The 23,018-nt window shown below is 69.5% G+C and carries 9 protein-coding genes (1 of these 9 only partly in view); 1 reads left to right on the top strand and 8 read right to left on the bottom strand.

All coding sequences use genetic code 11. From position 1 onward, the window contains the following. Positions 1 to 6: 6 nt before the first annotated feature. From FEK34_RS21870 to FEK34_RS21855, 4 genes are read right to left on the bottom strand one after another with little or no spacing between them, the layout of a single operon-like run. Positions 7 to 870 carry an ABC transporter permease gene (locus FEK34_RS21870; protein WP_138450448.1) on the bottom strand — a complete coding sequence of 288 codons (864 nt, stop codon included), beginning with the start codon at positions 868 to 870 and terminating at the stop codon, positions 7 to 9. Further along, the gene (locus tag FEK34_RS21865) at positions 871 to 1,725 is read right to left on the bottom strand and encodes an MlaE family ABC transporter permease (protein ID WP_138450446.1); all 855 of its coding nucleotides are present in this window, start codon (positions 1,723 to 1,725) and stop codon (positions 871 to 873) included. Then, a complete protein-coding gene (locus FEK34_RS21860) occupies positions 1,722 to 1,934 on the bottom strand; it encodes a hypothetical protein (protein ID WP_138450444.1) in 213 nt (70 codons plus the stop codon). Before FEK34_RS21860 ends, FEK34_RS21865 begins: the two co-directional genes overlap by 4 nt. Next, positions 1,934 to 2,158, bottom strand: a complete 225-nt coding sequence (locus FEK34_RS21855; protein ID WP_138450442.1) for a hypothetical protein — start codon at positions 2,156 to 2,158, stop codon at positions 1,934 to 1,936. Before FEK34_RS21855 ends, FEK34_RS21860 begins: the two co-directional genes overlap by 1 nt. A 351-nt stretch (positions 2,159 to 2,509) precedes the next feature. On the opposite strand from FEK34_RS21855, the gene FEK34_RS21850 reads away from it, so the two are divergent. After that, complete coding sequence (locus FEK34_RS21850; RefSeq protein ID WP_138450441.1) at positions 2,510 to 3,418, top strand: oxygenase MpaB family protein; 909 nt, start codon at positions 2,510 to 2,512, stop codon at positions 3,416 to 3,418. Between the two features lie 93 nt (positions 3,419 to 3,511). Here FEK34_RS21850 and FEK34_RS21845 read toward each other — a convergent pair whose 3' ends face one another. The 4 genes from FEK34_RS21845 to FEK34_RS30935 all read right to left on the bottom strand — a co-directional run. Further along, a complete protein-coding gene (locus FEK34_RS21845) occupies positions 3,512 to 4,171 on the bottom strand; it encodes a hypothetical protein (protein ID WP_138450439.1) in 660 nt (219 codons plus the stop codon). Between the two features lie 278 nt (positions 4,172 to 4,449). Then, entirely contained in the window at positions 4,450 to 6,678 is a 2,229-nt protein-coding gene (locus FEK34_RS21840) for a molybdopterin oxidoreductase family protein (protein ID WP_138450437.1), read from the bottom strand. Between the two features lie 53 nt (positions 6,679 to 6,731). After that, a complete protein-coding gene (locus tag FEK34_RS21835) occupies positions 6,732 to 6,950 on the bottom strand; it encodes an MbtH family protein (protein ID WP_138450435.1) in 219 nt (72 codons plus the stop codon). A gap of 28 nt (positions 6,951 to 6,978) precedes the next feature. After that, positions 6,979 to 23,018 carry the 3' portion of a non-ribosomal peptide synthase/polyketide synthase gene (locus tag FEK34_RS30935; protein WP_249359475.1) on the bottom strand. Its footprint extends 10,723 nt past the window's final position, so 16,040 of the gene's 26,763 nt are visible here — the last part of the coding sequence; the start codon falls outside the window, past its right edge; its stop codon occupies positions 6,979 to 6,981.

Here is a 23,018-nt window from a genome sequence, read left to right as displayed (position 1 = left end):
CGCCGCCTACCCCGAGATCCGGAATCCGGGGTCGATGCCCCAGATCGCGAGGGTCAGGAACAGATTCGCGAACACCATGACGACGATGACCATCTTGATCGCCCGGCCCGCCGCGACGCCGACGCCTTCCGGGCCGCCGGAGGCGAAATAGCCGTAGTAGCACTGGATGAACGTCGACAACATCACGAAAACGATCACCTTGAGCAGGGAGAAGAACACATCGGGGCCGATGAGGAATTGGAAGAAGTAGTGGTCGTAGGTGCCCGCCGAGGTGCCACCGAGAAACAGCACCGACAGCTTCGTCGCCAGATACGCCACCGCCAGGCCGATGCTGTAGAGCGGCACGATGGTCAGCGTCGCCGCGATCATCCTGGTGGTCACCAGGTACGGCAGCGGGCGGATGGCGATGGATTCCAGCGCGTCGATCTCCTCGGAGATCCGCATGGAACCCAGTTGCGCGGTGAACCGGCAACCGGCCTGGATGGCGAAGGCCAGCGTGGCCAGGATGGGCGCCAGCTCGCGTGTGGTCGCGAAACCGGAGATCGCGCCGGTCAGCGGGCCCATGGTGAGCAGGTTCAGCGCGGTGAACGATTCCATGCCGACGGTGATGCCGCCGAAGGCGCACAGAATGATCACCACGCCGACGGTGCCGCCGCCGACGATCAGCGAGCCGTTGCCGAAACCGACGTCGGCGGTCAATCGCAGCACTTCCTTGCGGTAATGCCGCAGCACGAACGGAATCGCCGCCACCGCCTGGAAGAAGGTGATGGCCTGATGGCCGACCCTGCGGTTGGCCTGGATCGGGATCGCGGCCGCCGCGCCGGCCATCCGCACCGGCTTCAGCGCGGGCGGGGTGTACGTGCTGCCCACTCAGATCACCTTCGTCGGAAACAGCGTGTTGTAGAGCTGGGTGAGAATGATGTTGGTGGCGAACAACATCAGCGCCGAACTGACCACCGCCGAGTTCACCGCGTCGGCCACCCCGCCGGGCCCGCCCTTGGCATGCAGGCCGATATCGCAGGCGATGATGGCGGTGAGCGCACCGAAGACCGCGGCCTTCACCAGCGCGACGATCAGATCGTTGGCGACGGCGAAGGAGGCGAACGAACCGATGAACGAACCAGGCGTCCCCGACTGCGCGTACACGTTGAACATGTAGGCGGTCGCGAAACCGACGAAGACGATGAACCCGCACAGCAGCATGCTCACCAGCACCGCAGCCACCAGCCGGGGCGCGACCAGCCTGCGCACCGGGTCGACGCCCATCACCATCATGGCGTCGATCTCCTCCCTGATGGTGCGCGAACCCAGATCGGCGCAGATGGCCGAGCCGACCGCGCCCGCGATCATCAGCGAGGTCACCAGCGGCGCACCCTGCCGGATGATGCCGAGTCCGGCGACCGCACCGATGAAGGTGGTCGCACCGACCTGATTCACCAAGGCGCCCACCTGGATCGACACCACCACCGCGATCGGGATGGCGACGAAAACCGTCGGGGCGGCCGACACATTCGCCATGAAGGCGCATTGCTTGATGAACTCGTGGAACGGGAAGCGCCGCGCGAGCATGGCGCGGAAGGTTTCGATGATCGCATCGCGGCCGAGGGTGACCTGGCGGCCCAGCGTTTCCAGCGAACGCTGCGGATGCCGTTTCCACAGCCCTCTCGCGTCGGCGAGCGCCTTCTCCAGATCGGTGGGCGGGGCCGGTTTTTCGACAATGGTCATCGGATCCGCATTCCCATCGCTTCGGCGTCACCGCTGAGCTGGTGCTCGAGTGCCACCAGGCCGAACCCCACCACCGCCAGACCCGCGGCGACGGTGCTCAGCACCGCGAGCCACAGCCCGAATCGCAGAATCGGGTTCACTTTCATCCGCCCGCCGAGGATCTTGACGCCGATCACCAAGATGTCGATGAGCCACACCAGGATCATCATCAGGTCATGCACACATTCGAGAAGGTGAGCACCGGCCAGCACACGATCGAGCCGAGAAACGAGATGACGACGTCGATTCCGTGCATATCGCGTAGGTGGCTGGTGTGCGTCAGCGTCCAGATGACGCCGATCAGTCCGTATGGAATGCCGAGGATGATGAGCGTCCCGAGGAATTCGGAGACCTTCATCTCGTAGCTGAATATTCGATCCAGCTTCTTGAGCATCGCCCTAGTCCTTTCCTGCCGGCCCCGTCCGGCGCACGATCCCCGCCGCCGCGCGCAGGTGGCGCGCGGTGCATGACCGGCGCGCCTCCCAACCGGTCCGGCTGGATCGGTATGTTACGCACCATTCCGCTCGATACGGAAGTGATTCGACAAGATTCCATCGAGCTCTGGCGGGATTGACCAGACCAGCCAGGCGCGATGCAAGGTTCGCGGAGTCGTAAGTTATCGACTGTTCGCCTGTCTAAGTACCCTTGCGGGCAAGAATCGCGAGTAACATAATGGGCGCAGTGGCACCCGGAGAGCCGGCACTCGGCCCGTCCGGCGCACCGGCAAGAGAACGGAAATATGCCCATGACCGCAGTCGCGCGATCCTTCGAGCAGCATGGCCTGCCGCCGCTGACCACCGAGCAGACCCGTATCCCCATCCGCACCCACCACCGGCCGTTCACCAAGCGTCCCCTCGCGCTGACCGACGCCCTGGATTTCTGGAGCTTCGGCGGCGCCGCCGCCAATGTCGTCATGCAGATGGCGCGGCCCGGCGTCGGCTACGGCGTCGCGGAGAGCCGGGTGGAATCCGGTGCGCTCATGGTGCATCCGTGGAAGCGGGCGCGGACCACCACGCAATATCTGGCCGTATCCATCCTCGGCACCCAGGAGGAGAAGGACGCGTTCCGCGAGGCGGTGAATGTGGCGCATCGCCAGGTGCGCTCGGGGCCCGACAGCAAGGTGAAGTACAACGCCTTCGATCGCCACCTCCAGCTGTGGGTGGCGGCGTGCCTGTTCATCGGATTCGAAGACACCTACCAGCTGCTCAACGGCAAGATGAACGATGAGCAGGCCGAGCAGTTCTATCAGACCGCGTCACCGCTGGCGACGGGTTTGCAGGTGCCACGGGAGATGTGGCCGGCCACCCGCAAGGATTTCGACACCTACTGGAATACGATGGCCCGCGAGGCCGTCCTCGACGATTTCGTGCGCGGGTACCTCGATGATCTGCTGAATCTGCGGATGATCCACTGGTATCTGCGGATTCCGTTCCGCGGGCTGCTGAAGTTCCTGACCATCGGATTCCTCGCGCCCTACTTCCGCGAGCAGCTGCGGGTCGAATGGTCCGAGGCCGATCAGCGGCGCTTCGACAACCTTTTCCTGTTCGTCGGTTTCGTCAACCGGTTCATCCCGCGATTCCTGCGCTTCGGCGGGTCCTACGCACTGATGAAGGACCTGCGCAGGCGGATTCGTAAGCAGAAGAGTTTGATCTGAGATCTACGCCGATCCGGCGGCGCGTGGTGCGGCGCCGCCGGACGCGGATGATCGAGCTGCCCCGGACCGATGTCGTCCGGGGTAGCTGCTTGCTCACCGGCGAACGTAGATCCCGACGAGGTCCTTGAGGGCACGGTTCTCGCCGTGCAGTTCCTCGAGCGCGATGCGCAGGCGGCGGACCTCGTTGGCCAGGTCATCGGCGCTGCGGTGGCCGAATTCCGGGTCGGCGACCGGTGTGACGGTCGACGTCGCGGCCGGGGCGCTCACGGCGACGAGCTCGGCGGCCCGCTGCTGCGGCTCCGGTGCCTGCTCCGGCGCGGGGACCGATTCGGGCGCGGGCGCCTCGGTCACCGAGGACAGCTCCTCGACGACGGGGGCGGGCTCCGGCTCGGCGACCAGCGTCGCGGCGGTCACCGGGACGGCCTTCTTCGCCGCGGCCTTCTTCGGCGCGGACGAGCCGTTGGTCGACGCGGCGCGCTTGCGAGCGGTGGCGGCGCGCGACTTCGGCGCCTTCTTCACCACGCGCTTGCGGGGAGCCGGGGCTTCGGCCTCGGCGGCGGGTTCCTCGACCGCCGCGCCGTTCGCCGATGCGGCCGCCGCCTTCACCCAGTTGGTGAGGGCGCCCACCGACGGCCAGCCCGCCTTCTGCACCACTTCTTCGCACGCCGCGTTCAACGACTTGCCCTCGGCGCGGAGCTTTTCCACCTTCTTGACTGCCCTGGCTTTTTCCGCATCGGTGAATCTCTTGGCCATTGTCGCCGCTCCTGCTATCCAGATCATGGTCATGTCACCCGGGTATCGAACACAGGTGACAGCACAGCCAGTGCCGTGCGAAACATAACGGATATACCCGATTCCATGCCAATCAAGACAATCTCTTGCAGTACGCGTGGAATTCCGCTGGCGCCGGGCGCTACTTCGATCGGTGCGACAGGACGAACGTTAATCGTTGTGCCGGAACGGTTTCGATATCGGCCACCGAAGAAGTGTGATCATCGGGACGTTACCGAAACCGTTCCCGGCACTATCGCCTACTGCTGGGCCGGGCTCACCGACACCGGCACACCGTTGAACACCGCGTTACCGGAGGGAATGTCGATCACCGTGTCATCGGTGAGCACATTGGTGTTCACACCGGCGTGCTCACGCGCCACCCGCTGACCGCCCACGGTGTGGCCCCAACCGTGCGGCAGACTCACCACACCGGGCATGATCGCCTCGGTCGGTTCCAGATCCACGGTGAGCTCACCGGCGGCCGATTTCACCACCGCGTGATCGCCGAGGCCGAGACGGGCGACGTCGTCGGGATGGATATGCAGCGTGCAGCGGTTCGTCCCGCTCACCAGGCGCGGCACATTGTGCATCCAGCTGTTGTTGGAGCGCAGGTGACGGCGGCCGATCAACACCATCTCCGGTGCTGTCGCGGCCAATCCGGCGCGCAGCCGGTCGACGTCGGTGAGCAGCTGCGGCGGGGCGAGTTCGACGCGACGGGATTCGGTGCGCAGCACCTCCGGCAGCCGCGGCCGCAGCGGCCCGAGATCGACGCCGTGCGGATTGTCCAGCAACGTCGTCAGGCTGAGAGTGCCGCCGTTCCAGGCGCCATAGGGGCCGAGGCGCACCATCATGTCGATGCGCTGCTCGGTGGTATTCGCGCCGGACAGCTCGGCCCTGCGGTCGGCGAGACCGGCCTTGTGGAGGGTGCCGGCGATGACGAATTCGTCGAAAGCGGAGACCGCGTCGCGCCCGTCGGCGCCGCGGTGATCGCCGCCGGTCACCGCCGCCGCCAACCGGGCGATAACGGCCGCCTCGGACGGTCGATCACCCAGCGGCACCAGCGGCCGCGAGTACCGGGCGTAATTGCGGACCGCGAATTGCAGCAGCGCGAAATCGTAATGCGGCGATCGCAACGGAGGCGGCGGCGGCAAGATCACATCGGCATGACGGGTGGTCTCGTTCAGATAGCAGTCCACGCTCACCATGAAGTCGAGTCCGGCGAACGCCGAATCCAACCGGGCGCCATTAGGCGCGGACAGCACCGGATTTCCGGCCACCGTGACCAACGCGCGCACCTGCCCGTCACCGGGGATGGTGATCTCGTCGGCCAGGGTGGCGACCGGGAATTCGCCCATGGCCTCGGGCAGTTGCCGGACCCGGCTGGTCCAGCGGCCCAGTCGGAATGGTTTGGTTCGTACGATGCCGAGCGCGGCGGCCGAGGCGAACATGACCCCGCCCGGTGCGTCCAGGTTTCCGGTGAGGGTATTGATCACGTCGACGAGCCATTGGGTCACCGTGCCGAACTCGGCAGTGCAGGTGCCGATCCGGGCATACACCGCGGCGGTCGGCGCCTCGGCGAGTTCCCGGGCCAGCCGGACCACGGTGTCGGCAGGCACACCGGTGCGGCCCGCGACCACCTCGGGTGCGAAATCGGCGGCCGCGGCGCGCACCTCGTCGAGGCCGTGCACGTCGGTCCGGAGATCGACGAGGTTCTCGGCGAACAACGTGTGCACGATGCCGAACAGCAGATACGCGTCGCTGCCCGGCCGGACGAACAGATGCTCGTCGGCCAGCTCGGCGGTGCGGGTGCGGCGCGGATCCACCACGACCAGCCGCCCGCCGCGGGCCCGCAGCGCCTTCAACCGGCCGGGAAAATCCGGTGCGGTGCACAGCGAACCGTTGGATTCCATCGGGTTCGCACCGAGCATCAGCAGATAATCGGTGCGATCGAGATCGGGCACCGGGATGGCGAGCGGATCGCCGAACATCAGACCGCAGGCCACCTGCTTGGGCATCTGATCGGCGGTACTGGCCGAATACAGATTCTTGGTGCCGAGCCCGCGGATCAATGCCGGGACGTAGAGCGCACCTGCCACGCTGTGCGCGTTCGGGTTGCCCAGATACAGCGCGGCGGCCTGCTTGCCGTACTCGGCCGTCACCGCCGGGAACCGCTCGGCGATGAGGTCGAACGCGTCGTCCCAGGAGGTGGCGCGCCAGGTCCCGGTGGCACGGTCACGAACCATCGGCTCGGTCAGCCGGTCGGGATCGCCGTCGAGGGTGCCGAGGCTGGCGCCCTTCGGGCAGACGAAACCCTGGCTGAACGGGTCCTGCCGGTCACCGCGGACCGAGAGCACCCGGTCGTCGCGGTCGAGGGTCAGCTCGAGCCCGCACACGGCCTCACACAGCGGACACGTGCGGAGCCCGGTCCGGGTGCCGTCGCCGGATCGCTTGCTGGAATCGGTGGAGCTGGGCGCGCGTGTAGCCATACCTCATCGTCGCGCGAGTAAGCGGCGAATGAGCTGGATTCCGTGCGATTTTCTCAGTTCGCTTCCGATGCCATGGCCCGGACCAACGACTTCGGGCGCATATCGAGCCAGTGGGCTTCGACGTAGTCGAGGCAGGCCTTGCGGGTGGTGGGGCCGTGGGCGATGGTCCAGCCGCCGGGGACGGTGGCGAAGGTCGGCCACATGGAGTGTTCGCCCTCGGCGTTGATGAGGACGTAGAACTGGGCGTTGTCGTCGTCGAACGGGTTGGTCACAGTGGGGCCTTTCTATCGTGCGGCAGGGTTATGCGCGGTCGTGGTCGGTCCAGCGGCTGGTGAGGACGTGGCCGATGCGGGCCAGGGCGGCATCGGTGGTCATGCGCCAGTGGGTGGTCTGGACGGCGTGGTTGTTGACGGTGCCGTCGACGGCGTCGGACCAGGTGGCGGCGCCGGTGGCGCCGGTCGGGTCGTCGGCGGCGGCGGTGAAATACACCAGCTCGCCCTTGTAGGGGCGGGGGTGGTAGCGGGCGATCAGGCGCAGCGAGTCGGCGCCGGAGTCCAGGACCCGGGCGATCCGGTCGGCGCCGAAGGAGGCGAACGGCTCCGGCAGATCGGCCAGGTACCCGGCCAGTTCGTCGCGGTCCATCTCGCGGTCGGCGTCATCGCCGAGCAGGCCGCCCAGCAGTTCCGTCACCGGGATCGGAGCGTCCGCGTCGACCTCGCCGGTGAGCGCGCTGTCCATCATGGCCAGGGTCGCGACATGCTGGCCCTGGTCTTGCAGCAGCACCGCGATGGCGTGGGCCAGCACACCGCCGAGCGACCAGCCCAGCAGATGATACGGGCCTTCCGGCTGCACGGCGCGGATCTCCCGGACGTAGCGCTGCGCCCATTCCTCGATCGAACCCGCTTGCGGTTCCTCGGAATTCAGCACCGGCGATTGCAGACCGTACAGCGGGCGGTCGGGTTCGATGTGGGCGGCGAGGCCGGCGAACGACCAGGCCACACCTCCCACCGGGTGCACGCAGAACAAGGGTTCGCGCGTACCGCCGGGACGCAGTGGGAGCAGTACGTCGAAGGCAGCGCTGGTGTCGATGCGTCCGCGTCCTGCCCGGCGGTTCTCGATCTGGGCGGCGAGCCCGGCCGGTGTGGGTGCGGAGAACAACCAGACCACCGGGATCTGCTCGCCCAGTGTCTCGCCGAGCTGTGCGGCCAGGCGGGTCGCCAGCAGGGAGTTGCCGCCGTGTGCGAAGAAGTTGTCGTCCAGGCCGATGCCGGGAGCTGTGTGCGAAGGGATCGCACCCGACGCGGTGCCTGAATCCTCGCGGCGGGATGGGTCGGTGAGAGGAGCGTCGAATTGTGTTGCTGGAACCATCTTTCGGATGTCAGGCGACGAAGCCTCTGAAGGCGGCGCGGACAGCGACGTCGACGCTGAATCGCGCACGTCCGCGACGAGGGCCTCCGCCGAGTCGGGTTGCACGCCGAGCACATGGTCGAAGACCGCGCAGACGGTGCGCTCCAGCTCGGTGACCGGCGCGCGGTATTCCCGGCTGCCGACCGTCGGGCGCGGCAGGGCGTTGCGGTCGACCTTGCCGTTGGCGGTCAGCGGCAGCGCGGGCAGCCGCATCAGCACGGACGGAACCATGTAGCTGGGCAGCAGCTCGGTCAGCGCGGTACGCAGGGCGGCTTCGGCGACCGGTTCGGCCGACGTGAAATAGCCGACCAGGGTGGCATTCTCGCTGTCGGTGTGGTGCGCGATGACGATGGCGTCGGCGACCTCGGGCCGTGAACGCAGTGCGTGTTCGATCTCGGCGAGCTCGATGCGGTAGCCGCCGACCTTGACCTGGAAGTCGCGGCGCTCCACGTATTCCAGATCGCCGTCGGCGTTCCAGCGCGCCAGATCGCCGGTGCGGTAGAGACGGCTGCCCGGTGCGCCGAACGGATTCGCGACGAAACGTTCCGCGGTCAGGTCAGGGCGATGCTGATAGCCGCGGGCCAGCTGGGCACCGCCGAGATACAGCTCGCCGCTCACCCCGGCGGGTACCGGGTGCAGCCGGTCGTCCAGGACGTACACCTGGTTGCCGGATTCGGGTGTGCCGATGGGCACGATCGGTTGCCGGGTCCCGCGCTCGGTGCGGAACCTGGTCACCGACACCGCTGCTTCGGTGGGGCCGTACAGGTTGTCGATGCGCGCGTCGGTGCTCGCCGCGACCCGGTCCAGCGTCGCGGCGGGCAGCGCCTCACCGATCACCAGCAGCCTGCGCAACGACGCGGGCAGCGGACGATCACCCAAAGCCTCGGCGAGCATGGCCAGCAGCGACGGCACCAGCGTCAGCGTGGTCACCGCCGCACGGTCGATCACGTCGAGCAGCCGGTGCGGATCGCGCTGCGCGCCTTGCGGAGCCAGCACGATGCGCGCACCCGTGCGGGTGGCCCACCACAGCTCCCAGATCGACAGGTCGAAGGCGGCCGAGGTCGATTGCAGCACCGCGTCGCCGACGCCGAGCCCGTATTCGGCCTGCATCCAGTCGAGCTGATGCGCGACCGCCGCGTGCGGGACCGCGACGCCCTTCGGGGTGCCGGTGGAGCCGGAGGTGAAGATGACGTAGGCGGTGTTCGACGGCAGCAGCGGTGCTCGCCGCTCGTGCGCACGCACCGGTCCGGCAGCGGTCGCGGCGACGTCGACGGACCAGATGTCGAGCACGGTCGCCTGGACCTCCGGCAGCGGCATCGGCGCACGGGCCGAGGTGAGGACCAGCTCCGGTGACGCCGCCGCGAGGACGGCGGCGGTGCGGTCCAGCGGATGCGCCGGATCGAGCGGGACGTACGCGCCGCCCGCCGTCACCACCGCGTACATGGCGATCAGCAGATCGATGCTGCGCGGCATCGCCAGCGCCACCAGGGTTTCCGGCCCGACACCACGGCCGATGAGCACCCGCGCCAGCCGGTTGATCCTGGCGCCGAAATCGGCGTAGGTGAGGGCGGTGTCGGCGGTGAGCAACGCGATCGCACCGGGCGTGCGGGCCGTCTGCGCCTCGAAGGCCGAGGTGAGCAGGGCCGGTGCGAATGCGTGGTCGGCGGCGTTCCAGACGCGCAGCACGCGCTCGGATTCGGCCGGATCCAGCAGCGGCAGGTCGCCCACCGGCGTGTGCGGGGAGGCGCAGATGGCGGTGAGCAGCCGGTGCAGGCGGCCGGCGAATCCGGCGACGGTGGACTCGTCGAACAGCGCCGTGGCGTAGGTGAGCGATGCGGCCATGCCTGCGGGGGTGCCGTCGGCGTGGTAGCGGTCGGTCACCACCAGGTGCAGATCGAATTGGGCGACCTCGGAATCGAAATCGGCTGCGGTGACGGTCAATCCGTCGAGCGCGAAATCGGCTTCGACCTGGTTGTGGAAGGAGAACCCGACCTGGAACAGCGGATGGCGTGCGGTGGAGCGTTCCGGGTTGAGCACCTCCACCAACCGCTCGAACGGCACCTCGGCGTGCGCGAAGGCGGCGACGTCGGCGGCGCGCACCCGGTCGAGCAGCTCGGTGAAACCGGCGGCAGGCTCCACCTGCGCGCGCAGGACGAGAGTGTTGACGAACATGCCGACAACCTCGTCCAGCGCCGCCTCACCGCGTCCGGCGACGGGGGTGCCGACCGCGATATCGGTGGTGCCCGACAGCCGCGCCAGCAGCACCGCGAACGCGGCGTGGGTGACCATGAACAAGGTGGCGCCCGCATCGCGGCCGAGTTCGGCGAGCCGGGCGTGCAGCCCGGCGTCGATGGTGAAATCGAGGTGCCTGCCCTGCGTGGAGACCACAGCGGGCCGCGGCCGGTCGGCAGGCAGCGTGAGCTGGGCGGGCAGCCCGGCCAGCGCCTCGGTCCAGTACGCGAGCTGACGCGCGATCAGCGAGCCGGGATCGTCCTCGCTGCCGAGCAGTTCGCGCTGCCAGCGGCTGTAGTCGGCGTACTGCACCGGCAGCGGCGCCCAGTCCGGTGCGGCACCGCGTTTGCGGGCGGCGTAGGCGAGCATGACGTCGCGGGCCAGCGGGGCCAGCGAGGAGCCGTCGGCGGCGATGTGGTGCACGACCACCACCAGCACATGCTCGTCCGGGCCCAGGGCCAGCAGCCGGGCCCGGATCGGCACGGTATCGGTGACGTCGAAACCGTCGCCGACGAAGTTCGCCACGACGGCGGCGAGGTCGTCGGCCGTGACCGCGATCGGCGCCAGCACCGGTGTGCCCGCCTGCTCGATCGGCAGCACCACCTGCACCGGGCCGTCCTGCCGCTGCGGGTACACGGTGCGCAGCACCTCGTGCCGGGCCACCACATCGGTGATGGCGGCGTTGAGGGCGGCGACGTCGAGGTCACCGGACAACCGCACGGCCAGCGGAATGTTGTAGGCGGTGGACTGGCGGTCGAGCCGGTTGAGGAACCACATGCGCTGCTGGGCCAGCGAGAGTGGGATGGGGCCGTCGCCGGTGCGGCGGGCCAGCACCGGGCGCGCGGGTTCGGTATTGCCACGAGCGTCATCGAGAGCGGCAGCGAGTGCGGCGACCGTCGGGTTCTCGAAGACCGTGCGCACACCGACCGAGACGCCGAGCGCGCTGCCGAGCCGGGCAGCTAATTGGGTTGCCGTGAGGGAGTTTCCGCCGAGAGCGAAGAAGTCGTCATCGAGGCCGACGGGCTCACGGCCTTCGGAACGCGCGTCGTCTTCGATGCTCGGGCCTGGATCGGTGGGCGCGAGTCCGAGTACGCCGGCGACCACAGCCGCAACCGTGCGCTCGATGTCCGTGATCGGCGAGCGGAACTCCGCGGCCCGGAACTCCGGTTCCGGCAAGGCCTTCCGGTCCAACTTGCCGACGGGCGTCAGCGGAAGCTCGTCGAGGACCATGATGGCGCTGGGCACCATGTACGCGGTCAGCGACTTGGCGGCGTGGGCGGTGAGGTCGTCGGTGCGGATGGTCCATCCGGGTGCGGCGACGACATACGACACCAGCGACACCATGCCCGCGCTGTCGGTGTGCCCGACGGTGACGGCGTACTCCACGCTCGGATGCGCGGCGAGCACCGCGTCGATCTCGCCCAGCTCGATGCGCAGGCCGCGCACCTTCACCTGCTGGTCGGAGCGGCCGACGTACTGGATCGCGCCGGAGGCCGTCCAGCGCACCAGATCGCCGGTGCGGTAGAGCCGTCCGCCGGCCGGGCCGTAGGGGTCGGCGATGAACCGTTGCGCGGTGAGCGCCGCCCGCGCGTGGTAGCCGCGGGCCAGGCCGGGACCGCGCAGGTACAGCTCACCGGTGACGCCCACCGGAACCGGCTGCATCCGTGCGTCGAGCACCACCGCGGACATGCCGTGGATCGGGGTGCCCATATCGAACGGGTCGCCCGGCCGCATGGGTGCGCTGATCGTGGTGATGATGGTGGTTTCGGTGGGGCCGTAGGTGTTGTGGAACCGACGCTCACCGCCCGCCCAGCGGCGCACCACGTCCGGGCCGAACGACTCGCCGCCCACGGTCAGCCGCACCAGGCAGTCCAGTTCGGCCGGGTCGAGGGTCTGCAACACCGCGGGGGTCAGGAACGCGTGGCTGACCCGCTGGTCGCGGATGAGCGCGGTCAGCTCGCTGCCGCCGTACACCCCGGCCGGCGCGATCACCAGCGTGGCGCCCGCCGCGAGCGCGAGCAGCAGTTCCAGCATGGAGGCGTCGAAACTGGGTGAGGCGACGTGCAGCACCCGGGCGGCCGGGGTGAGTTCGTACCGATCACGTTGCGCCACCGCCACTCCGGCGATACCCGCATGGGTCGCGACGACGCCCTTCGGCACACCGGTCGATCCGGAGGTGTAGATCATCCAGGCCGGGTTGGTGACGCGCACCCGGCGCACCAGTTCGGTGGCGGCGATGGGCGCGGCGCTGGTCTGCCACATTCGGGTGGCGGTGGCGGGGGCGTCGATCTCGAGCCAGTCGACGTCACCGGGCAGGGCCGCACGCGCGGCCTGCGTGGTGAGACCGAGCGCGGCGCCGGAATCGGCCAGCATGTGCGTGATGCGTTCGGCCGGATAGGTGGGGTCGACCGGCAGGAAGGCCGCGCCGGTCTTGGCCACCGCCCACACCGCGAGCATCGACGCCGACGAGCGCGCGATGGCCACGGCCACCACGTCTTCGGCGCCGATCCCGGAGCCGATGAGCAGCCGGGCCAGCCGCGAGGACTGTTCGTCCATGGCCCGGTAGGTCAGCTCACGATCACCGTCGACCACCGCGACGGCATCCGGATCGGCGACGACGGCGGCCGCGATGAGCTGGGCCAGCGTGCACGGCGGCACCGGCGCCGCACCGCGGCGGGCCAGCAGATGCGCGCGTTCGAGCGGAGCGAGCAGCTCGGCGGCGCCGATGGGCTGTTCCGGGTCGGCGGTGAGCACGCCGAGCAGTCGGGCGTAGCGGCGCAGCAGCCCGGCGGCGGTGCTGCGGTCGAACAGGTCGGTGGCGTAATCGAGTTCGATGCCGAGGTGGCCGTCGTCGTCGGGTTCGGCGGCGACGGTGAACTGGAGATCGAAGCGGGCCACCGGCTCGTCGAACGGCACCGGCGTCAACTCCAGACCGGGCACCGAGAAGGTGCCGGATCCGGTGTTCAGGTAGTTCAGCGCCACCGTGAACAAGGGGTGCCGGGACTGGGTGCGTTCGACGCCGAGCGCGTCGACCACCTGATCGAACGGCACGCTCGCGTGCGCGAAGGCCGCCACATCGGTGTCGCGGGTGTGGTCGAGCAGTTCGGCGAAGGTCAGCGCGAGCTCGGGGCGGGTGCGCAACACCAGCGTGTTGACGAACATGCCGACCAGATCGTCGAGCGCCGCGGCGCCGCGACCGGCCACCGGTGTGCCGATGGCGATATCGGTGCTGCCCGACAACCGCGCCAGCAGGGCCGCCAGCGCGGCGTGCAGCACCATGAACGGGGTGGCCTGGTGCCGGGCCGCGAGTTCCTGCACGCGGGCGCCGACCTCGCCGCCGATGCGGGCGCGGATGCTCGCGCCGCGCTTGGAGGCGACGGCCGGACGCGGCCGGTCCATCGGCAGGGCCAGTTCTTCGGGCAGGTCGCGCAGGGTCTGGGTCCAGTACGTGAGCTGCTCCTCGGCCACCGATGCCACCGTGGCGTGCTGCCACAACGCGTAGTCGGCGTACTGCGCCCGCAGCTGCGGCCACAGGGGTGTGCTGCCGAGCACGCGGGCCAGGTAGGCGGCCAGCAGGTCGCGCAGCAGCGGGTTCATCGAGTAACCGTCGGCGGCGATGTGGTGCACCACCGCGACGAGCACATGGCTGGTGTCGTGTTCGCGCAGCAGCACCGCGCGGACCGGCACTTCGGTGGTGACGTCGAAGCCGGCAGCGATGAATTCGGTGATGCGGTCCTGCACCGCACCGGGCGATGTGTCGACGCGCAACGCGATGCCCGCGGATTCGACCGGCAGCACGACCTGATGGCCGGTGCCCGCGGCGTCGACCGGGTAGACGGTGCGCAGGGCTTCGTGCCGGGCGATGACGTCATCGAAGGCCGCCACCAGGGCCGCGGTGTCCAGCTCGCCGCGGATGCGCACCGCCACCGGAATGTTGTGCGCCGCCGAGGTGGGTTCGAGCCGGTTGAGGAACCACATGCCGCGCTGCACCGGGGCCAGCGGAATCCGCTCCGGGCGCGGGCCCGCGACCAGGTCGATCGCCTGCTCGCCTGCCTCGCCGAGGCGCGCGGCCAGCCCGTGCACGGTGGGCGCTTCGAACAGCAACCGCACCGGCACCCGCCGGCCGAGCCGCTCCCCCAGCCGCGCCAGCACCCTGGTTGCTGACAGCGAGTTGCCGCCGAGGTCGAAGAAGCCGTCGTCGACGCCGACACGCTCGACCCCGAGGACGTCCGCGAACGCCTCGGCCACCAGCCGTTCGGCCGCCGTCTCCGGGGCGCGGTAGGCGACGCGATCGAACACCGGGTCCGGCAGCGCGGCGCGGTCCAGTTTCCCGGAAGCGTTGAGCGGGAAGCTGTCCAGCACCATGACCGTCGAGGGCAGCATGTATGACGGGAGCGCGGCGGCTGCCAGCCGCACCAGCTCGTCGGTATGGACCGTCGCGCCCGGCAGGGTGGTCACATACCCGACCAGATGCTCATCGGTGACGCGGGCCGCGGCCTGCGCGACACCGGGTGCGGCGGCGAGCACGGCTTCGATCTCACCGAGTTCGATGCGCTGGCCGCGGAACTTCACCTGGAAGTCGGTGCGACCCAGATACACCAGTTCGGCGCCGTCGGCGGTGTGCTCCCAGCGCACCAGATCGCCGGTGCGGTACATCCGTTCGCCGGGTGCGCCGAACGGGTTGGCGATGAACCGGTCGGCGGTGATGGCGGGGCGGCCGTGGTAGCCGCGCGCCAGCTGGGTCCCCGCGAGATACAGCTCTCCCGCGACGCCGGGCAGGGTCGGCCGCAGCCGCGAGTCCAGCACATACACCCGGCTGTTCCATTCGGGTTTGCCGATCGGCATGACGGTGCGCTCGACCTCGCCGGTCACCTCGCGATAGGTGATGCTGACCGCGGCCTCGGTGGGCCCGTACAGATTGTGCAGCCCGGCGGTGCTCACCGCGCCGAAGGCCCGCACGGTCTCGGCGGGCAGCGCCTCACCGATGACGAACACCGTGCGCAGCGACCGCAACGCGCCGGTGAGCCCGGCCGATTCCACGTGAGCAGCGAACACACTCAGCATGGACGGCACGAAATCGGTGACGGTGACGCCGTATGCGCCGATCACCTCCGCCAGATAGCCGGGATCACGGTGCCCGTCCGGCGTGGCGAGCACGACGGTCGCGCCCACCCGCAGCGGCAGGAAGTAGCCCCACAGCGAGACGTCGAAGGTGGTCGCGGTCTTTTGCAGGTAGACGTCGTCACCGTCGAGCCGGTACTGCGCCTGCATCCAGTTCAGCTGGTTCACGATCGCCGCGTGGGACACCGTGACGCCCTTCGGTTTTCCGGTTGAACCCGAGGTGAAGATGACGTAGGCCGGATGCTTCGGTAGCAGGGCGCCGGTGCGTTCCGCGGCGGTGATCGGCTCGTCGGAGAGGTCGAGTTCTACGGTATCAACGCACACCGTCGGCCCCTGATAGCCGACGTCGATTCGATCGCGTTCGGTGGTCAGCAGCGCGGCCGGTTGCGCGGTGTCGAGGATGTGGGCGATGCGCTGGGCCGGATGATCGGGGTCGATCGGCACATACGCGCCGCCCGCCTTGATCACCGCGTACATGGCGATCACCAGGTCGACGGAGCGGCGAATCGACAAGGCCACCAATGATTCCGGTCCCACGCCGAGTCCGATGAGGTGGCGGGCCAGGCGGTTGGCGCGGCTGTCGAGCTCACCGTAGGTGAGGGTGATCGCCGGGGAACCGTCATCGGGGACGTAGACCAGCGCCGGATCCTCCGGCGTCGCCACGGCCTGCGCCTCGAATTCGTCAAGCAGCAGTTCCGGAATGTAGGCGGTGTGCGCCGAATCGTTCCACTCGGTGAGCACGCGGTCGCGTTCCCCGGCGCCGAACAGGTCGATATCGCCGACCGGCAGATCCGGATCGGCGGCCGCCGCGTTCAACAGCCGCAACAGCCTGGTGCCGAATCCGATGACGGTGTCGTTATCGAAAAGGTCGGTGGCATAACCGAAGCGCAGCTCATCGCCGGTGACGGTGAGTTGCAGATCGAAGCGGATGGTGTCGTGGCCGGGGTCGTATTCGCTGAGGGTGAGCCCGTCGAGTTCGAGCCGCACCGGTTCCAGGTTCTGGAAGAACAGCGCGACCTGGAACAGCGGGTGCCTGGCCTGCGAGCGCGGCGGGTCCAGCACCTCCACCAGGCGTTCGAAGGGCAGCTCGGCGTGGGCGAAGGCCGCGAGATCGCGCTCGCGGACCAGGCCCAGCAGCTCGGCGAAGCCTGCGGCAGCGTCGACCTCGGTGCGCAGCACCACGGTATTGACGAACATGCCGACCAGGTCGTCCAGTGCGGCGTCACCACGTCCGGCGACGGGCGCGCCGATCGCGATATCGGCGGTGCCCGACAGCCGGGCCAGCAGCACGGCGAACGCGGTGTGCACGACCATGAACGGGGTGCTGCCGGTGCGGGCGGCCAGGGCCGCGATGCGATCGCCGAGTTCGGGGTTCAGGCCGACGGTGACGGTGGCGCCCGCGTGCGAGGCGACCGCGGGACGGGGCCGGTCCGTGGGCAGGTCGAGCTGGGCGGGTAGGCCGCGCAGCGTCTGCTGCCAGAAGGCGAGCTGGGCGGCGGCGGGTGAGGCCGGATCGTCCTCGGCGCCGAGCGTTTCCCGTTGCCACAGCGCGTAATCAGCGTACTGCACCGGCAGCTCGGGCCAACCGGGCGCGTGGCCGGCAGAGCGGGCGGCGTAGGCGGTGGCGATATCGCGGGCCAGCGGCGCCATGGAGAATCCGTCGGCGGCGATGTGGTGCACGACCAGCACCAGGATGTGGTCGTCGGTGTCGAGCCGGGCCAGGCCGATGCGGACCGGCACCTCGGTGGTCACGTCGAACGGGGTGCCGACGAACTCGGCGATGGATTGCGCATCGAGTGTGACGAGGGGCGGCACCTGCGCCGGATCGAGCACCCGCTGGCTGCCGACGCCGCCGATGTCCGGGTAGACGGTGCGCAGGGTTTCGTGCCTGCCCACCACATCGGCGATGGCCGCGGCCAGGGCGGCCGTGTCGAGACTGCCGGTGAGCCGGATGGCCACCGGGATGTTGCCGACGGTCTCCTGCGGATCGAACCGGTTGAGGAACCACATGCGTTGCTGAGCGAGCGACAGCGGCACGGTATCCGGGCGTTCCCGGCGGGTGAGCGCGGCCTTGGCGCCAGTGCCACGCAATCCGGCGACCCGTGTGGCCAGCGCGGATACCGTCGGCGCCTCGAACAGCAACCGGACCGGGACCTCGGCGTCGAGCTCGGCGCCGAGCCTGGCGGCGAGGCGAGTGGCGACGAGGGAGTTGCCGCCGAGGGCGAAGAAGTCGTCATCCGCGCCGACGCGGTCGACGCCGAGCAGCTCGCCGATGAGCGCGGCGATCGTCTGCTCGAGGCCGGCGGCCGGTGCGCGGAACGGTGCGGCGGTGAATTCCGGTGCGGGCAGAGCGCGGCGGTCGAGCTTGCCGGAGGAGTTCAGCGGGAACTCGTCGAGCACGACGAAGGCCGTCGGCACCATATAGGCCGGCAGTTCGGCGGCGAGTTCGGACCGCAGCGCCTCGGTATCCACCTCGTCTGCCGCGACGAGGTAGGCCACGAGCTGATCGCCGAGCCGTGCGTCCGAACGCACCACGACCACCGCGCGCCGCACCGCGTCCAGTGCCGTCAGCGCCGATTCGATCTCACCGAGCTCGATGCGCAGGCCTCGCAGTTTGACCTGGAAATCGGTGCGGCCCAGGTATTCCACCTCGCCGTCGGCGCGCTGACGCACCAGGTCGCCGGTGCGATACATGCGCTCGCCGGGCGCACCGAACGGGTTCGCGACGAACCGCTCCGCGGTCAGATCGGGCCGGGCCACATAGCCGGAGGCCAGCTGCGCACCGCTGAGGTACAGCTCGCCCGAGACGCCGGGCGGAACCCGGCGCAACCGCGAATCCAATACCAGCAGAGCCGTATTGAACACCGGGCGGCCGATCGGCACGGTGGTCTGGTCGTCATCGGTGACCTCGTGGAACGTCACGTCGACGGCGGCCTCGGTCGGGCCGTAGAGGTTGTGCACCGCGGCACCGGTCAGCTCCCGGGCACGTTGCGCGACGGCGGCGGGCAGAGCTTCACCGGAGGCGAACAGCAGACGCAGGGGCTGATCCGTCGGCAGTGCGGGGCGTCCGTTATCCGACGCGTCCGCGATGTCATCAGCGGTGGCACCCGCTGACCGGCGTCGAGACCCCGGGGTTTCCGTGCCGTTCGAGTCGGATCGTGCCGCATGTGATGGAGCGAAGGCCGCCTCCACCGCATTATCGGTGCCGCTGAGGGTGGCCCCCGGCGCGACGCGGTCGTCGAAACGCTCGCGGGTTGCGCCCGACCAAGCCTCCAGGAGCACATCCAGCATGGACGGCACGAAATGGGCGACGGTGACGTGCTCGTCGCGGATCAGGCGATCCAGGTAGACCGGATCGCGGTGCCCGTCGGGCCGGGCGAGGATCAGCCTCGCGCCGACCTGGAGCGGCCAGAAGAACTCCCACACCGAGACGTCGAAGGTCGCGGGCGTCTTCTGCACCACGGTGTCGGCGGCGGTCAAGGCGTACTGCTCCTGCATCCACACCAGCCGGTTGACGATGGCGTGGTGCGGCACCGCGACGCCCTTGGGGCGGCCGGTGGAGCCGGAAGTGAAGATGAGGTAGGCGGTAGTGCCGGAGGTGAGCATGCCGATGCGGTCGGCGGGGGTCAGCGGGTGTGCGGGGTAGCCGGACAGGTCGAGCCGGTCGAGCCGCACCTGACGGGTGACGCCGGCGTCGAGATCGAGACCCGAGGTGAGCACGAGCACCGGGCGCGCGGTGGCGAGCACGTATTCGGTGCGTTCGGCCGGATGGTCCGGGTCCAGCGGCAGATAGGCCGCGCCCGCGGCGACGACGGCGTACATGGCCGTCACCAGATCCAGTGACCGGCGCATACCGAGAGCGACCACCGATTCCGCGCCGACGCCCTGGTCCACCAGCCAGCGCGCCAAGCGGTGGACGCGGCCGGCGAACTCGGCGTACGTGAGGCTCGTGTGCTGCGGCGACAGACCGGAGTCGAAGCCGACCGCGATCGCGTCCGGCGTCCGTGCCACCTGCGCCTCGAACAGCGAGACGAGCGTGGCCGTGGGATCGACGGCATGCGCGGTGGCGTTCCAGTGTTCGAGCGCACGGCGTTCGGCGTCGTCGAGCAGATCGATCTCGCCCACCGGCAGGTCCGGCGCCGCGACGGCGGTCCCGAGCAGCCGGACGAAACGCGCCGCCATCGACTGCGCGGTGCTCCGGTCGAACAGGTCGGTGGCGTAGCGCAGCACACCGCGCAGGACGGTGGCGTCGGCCTCGGCCTGTTCACTCAGTTCGAGCGCGAGGTCGAACTGCGCCACCCGGTTGTCGATGGGATAGGCGGCGACCTCCAGACCGGGCAGTCGCAGCACGGTGGATTCGTAGTGTTCGAAGGTGAGCAGGGTCTGCACGATCGGCGAATGCGCTTGGGAGCGGACCGGATCCAGCTCGTCCACCAGGCGCTCGAACGGCAGATCCGCATGGGCGAAGGCGCGCACATCGGTCTCGCGGACCTCGGCGAGCAGATCGGCGAACGAGCGGTCCGCGTCGACCCTGGTCCGCAGCACCAGGGTGTTGACGAACATGCCGACGAGCTCGTCCAGCGCCTGCTCGGCGCGCCCCGCGACCGGGGTGCCGATGGCGATATCGTCGGCGCCGGCCAACCGCCCGAGCAGGGCGGCATAGGCGGCGTGCAGCACCATGAACGCCGAAACACCCTGGGATGTGGCGAGTTCGGTGATGCGCGCGGCCAGTTCGGCGCCGATGGTGAACTCGACTGCCGCGCCGCGACCCGAGGCCACGGCGGGACGGGGGCGGTCGGCGGGCAGTTCCAAGACCGGTGCCAGACCGTCGAGTTCGGCGCGCCAGTGCGCGATCTGGGCGGCCAGAGCCGAATCCGGGTCGTCGGCCGAGCCGAGCGCGGCGTGCTGCCACAGGGTGAAGTCGGCGTACTGGATCGGCAGCGGCGACCAGCCGGGCTCGGCGCCTGCCGTGCGGGCGGTGTAGGCCGTCATCAGGTCGCGGGCCAGCGGCGCGGTGGAGACGCCGTCGGCGGCGATGTGGTGGACCACGACCGCCAGCACATGGTCGTCGGGTGCCACGCGCAGCAGGGTCGCGCGGACCGGGACGCGGGTGCGCAGGTCGAACCCGCCGGAGACGGCGGCGAGCACCGAATCCGTCAGGTCCGCTTCGGGAACGTCGACGGGACGCAGCGTCAGTTCGTCGTCCGGGACGCTGTCCAGCACCACCTGGGTAGGCCCGTCGGCGTCGGCGGGGAAGATCGTGCGCAGCGATTCGTGCCGACCCACCACATCGCGCAGGGCGTTCTCCAGAGCTGGCACGTTCAGCGCGCCGGTCAACCGGATGGTGATCGGGATGTTGTAGACGGCCGACTCCGGGTCGATGCGATTGAGCAGCCACATGCGGGTCTGCGCCAGCGACAACGGAATTCGGTCCGGTCGCGGTCCCGCCACAAGCCCTGGACGCGGTGCCGCATCCGTGGTGACGCGCGCCGCGAGACCGGCGACGGTCGGCGCCTCGAACACCTCGCGCACCGTCAGCGCCGAGCCCAGCGCGGCATTGGCCCGCGCCACCAGGCGCATGGCCAGCAGCGAATTGCCGCCGCGGGCGAAGAAATCATCATCGGCGCCGATCGGGGTGGTGGCGCCGATCAGGTCGGAGATCAGCGCGGCCAGTACCGCTTCGGCACCTTCGCGCGGGGCGCGGAACGCCGTGCCGACGGCCGTGACCTCGACGGCGGGCAGGGCCTTGCGGTCGAGTTTGCCCGCGGTGGTCAGCGGCATCTGCGCCAGCACCATCAGGTGCGCGGGCACCATGTAGGCGGGCAGCCGGTCGCGGACCTCGGCCAGGACGTCGTCGGCCGCGAGGTCATCGCCGCTGACGTAGCCGACGAGGCAGTCCTGTCCCGACACATCGCGCGCCGCGACCACCGCCGCGTTCCTCACTCCGGCGACGGCGGTGAGCGCCGCCTCGATCTCCCCCAGCTCGATGCGCTGACCGCGCAGTTTCACCTGGAAGTCGTTGCGGCCCAGGTAGACCAGATCGCCGTGCCGGTTCCGGCGCACCAGGTCGCCGGTGCGGTACATCAGCCGCCCCGGCGCGCCGAAGGGGTCGGCGACGAAGCGTTCCGCGGTGAGCGCGGCCCGGCCCTGATACCCGCGCGCCAGCTGGTCCCCTGCCAGATACAGCTCACCGGTGACGCCGATCGGCACCGGCCGCAGCCGTGAGTCCAAAACGTAGGCCCGGGTGTTCCAGCAGGGCCGCCCGATCGCAACATCCCGATCGGATTCGGAGTCCGGATCGGTGAATTCGTGGAACACCGCAGAGATGGCGGCCTCGGTGGGGCCGTAGGAGTTGTGCACCGCGCCCGGGAAACCGGCGCGCAGGGCGGCCAGCAGATCCGGGGTGAGCGCCTCGCCACCGCAGTGCAGGTGCCGCAGCGAGGCGAGCGCGTCGCCCATGCCCTCACCGATCAGCGCCGCCAGCACCGAGGGCACGAATTCGGCGAAGGTGATGCGATGCTCGCGCAGCAGGCCGGACAGGTAGTCCAGGTCGAGATGGCCGCTCGGGCGGGCCACGATCAGCGGCGCGCCGACCGCGATCGGCAGGAAGCATTCCCAGACCGAGACGTCGAAGGTCAGCGGGGCGCGCTGCAACAGCCGGTCACGCTCGGTGATCTCGTAGCGGGATTCCAGCCAGCGCAACTGGTTGGTGATCGCGCGATGAGAGATCGACACGCCTTTGGGGCGTCCGGTGGAGCCGGAGGTGAACAGCACGTACGCGGCATTGTCCGGGCGCAGCGGATGCCTGCGGTCGGCATCGGTGACCGGCGCGTCATCGAATTCGGACAGGTCCAGGGTGGCGTAATCCAGCACGCGCACAGCAAGTTCCGGCAGCTGCGCGCCACCGGCCCGCACCACCAGCAGCGGCGCCGCTCCGGCGATGACCTGCGCGATCCGCTCGGCCGGATGATCGGGATCGATCGGCACATAGGCCGCACCCGACCGGACGATCGCGTACATCGCCACGAGCATGTCGATCGACCGCAGCGCGCCGAGCCCGACGATCGTCTCCGGGCCCGCACCCTCGGCGATGAGCTTGCGGGCCAGGCGGTTCACCCGGGAACCCAGCTCGGCATAGGTCAGCGCCTGCCCCTCGAAACGCACGGCGATGGCGTCCGGGGTCGCGGCCACGCGGGCGGTGAACAGGTCGTCGAGGGTTTCGACGGGGACGGTGTGGTCGGTGGCATCGGCTTCGGCGAACAGGTCGTGCTCGGCGGCCGACAGCAGGTCGACGTCGCCGATCAGGATGTCCGGTGCGTCGATCAGGGCGCGCAGCACCTGTTCGAAGGCCGCGAGGAAGCGGGCGGCGGTGTCGGCGTCGAACAGGTCGAGCGCGTAATGCAGGTGCACGTCGATGCCGTCGGCCGCGCCGTCGGCGGTGTAGCGGTCGGTCAGCGTCCAGTCCAGATCGAGCTGGATCGGCGCGGCACCCACCTCGAGGGCGGTGAGAGCCAGGCGGTCGAGCCGCAAGTCGGGCTTGGTCTGGTTCTGGAGCGTCAACGCCACCTGGTAGAGCGGGG

Source organism: Nocardia cyriacigeorgica (assembly GCF_005863245.1).
GTDB classification, from domain to species: domain Bacteria; phylum Actinomycetota; class Actinomycetes; order Mycobacteriales; family Mycobacteriaceae; genus Nocardia; species Nocardia cyriacigeorgica_C.
The sequence above is the reverse complement of the archived record's forward strand: the minus strand, read 5'-3'. Positions and strand labels throughout refer to the sequence as shown.

Coding starts and splice junctions, on each gene's coding strand:
- FEK34_RS21865 (WP_138450446.1), bottom strand. CDS start 1,725: ATGACCATTGTCGAAAAACCGGCCCCGCCCACCGATCTGGAGAAGGCG.
- FEK34_RS21860 (WP_138450444.1), bottom strand. CDS start 1,934: ATGATGATCCTGGTGTGGCTCATCGACATCTTGGTGATCGGCGTCAAG.
- FEK34_RS21855 (WP_138450442.1), bottom strand. CDS start 2,158: ATGCTCAAGAAGCTGGATCGAATATTCAGCTACGAGATGAAGGTCTCC.
- FEK34_RS21850 (WP_138450441.1), top strand. CDS start 2,510: ATGACCGCAGTCGCGCGATCCTTCGAGCAGCATGGCCTGCCGCCGCTG.
- FEK34_RS21845 (WP_138450439.1), bottom strand. CDS start 4,171: ATGGCCAAGAGATTCACCGATGCGGAAAAAGCCAGGGCAGTCAAGAAG.
- FEK34_RS21840 (WP_138450437.1), bottom strand. CDS start 6,678: ATGGCTACACGCGCGCCCAGCTCCACCGATTCCAGCAAGCGATCCGGC.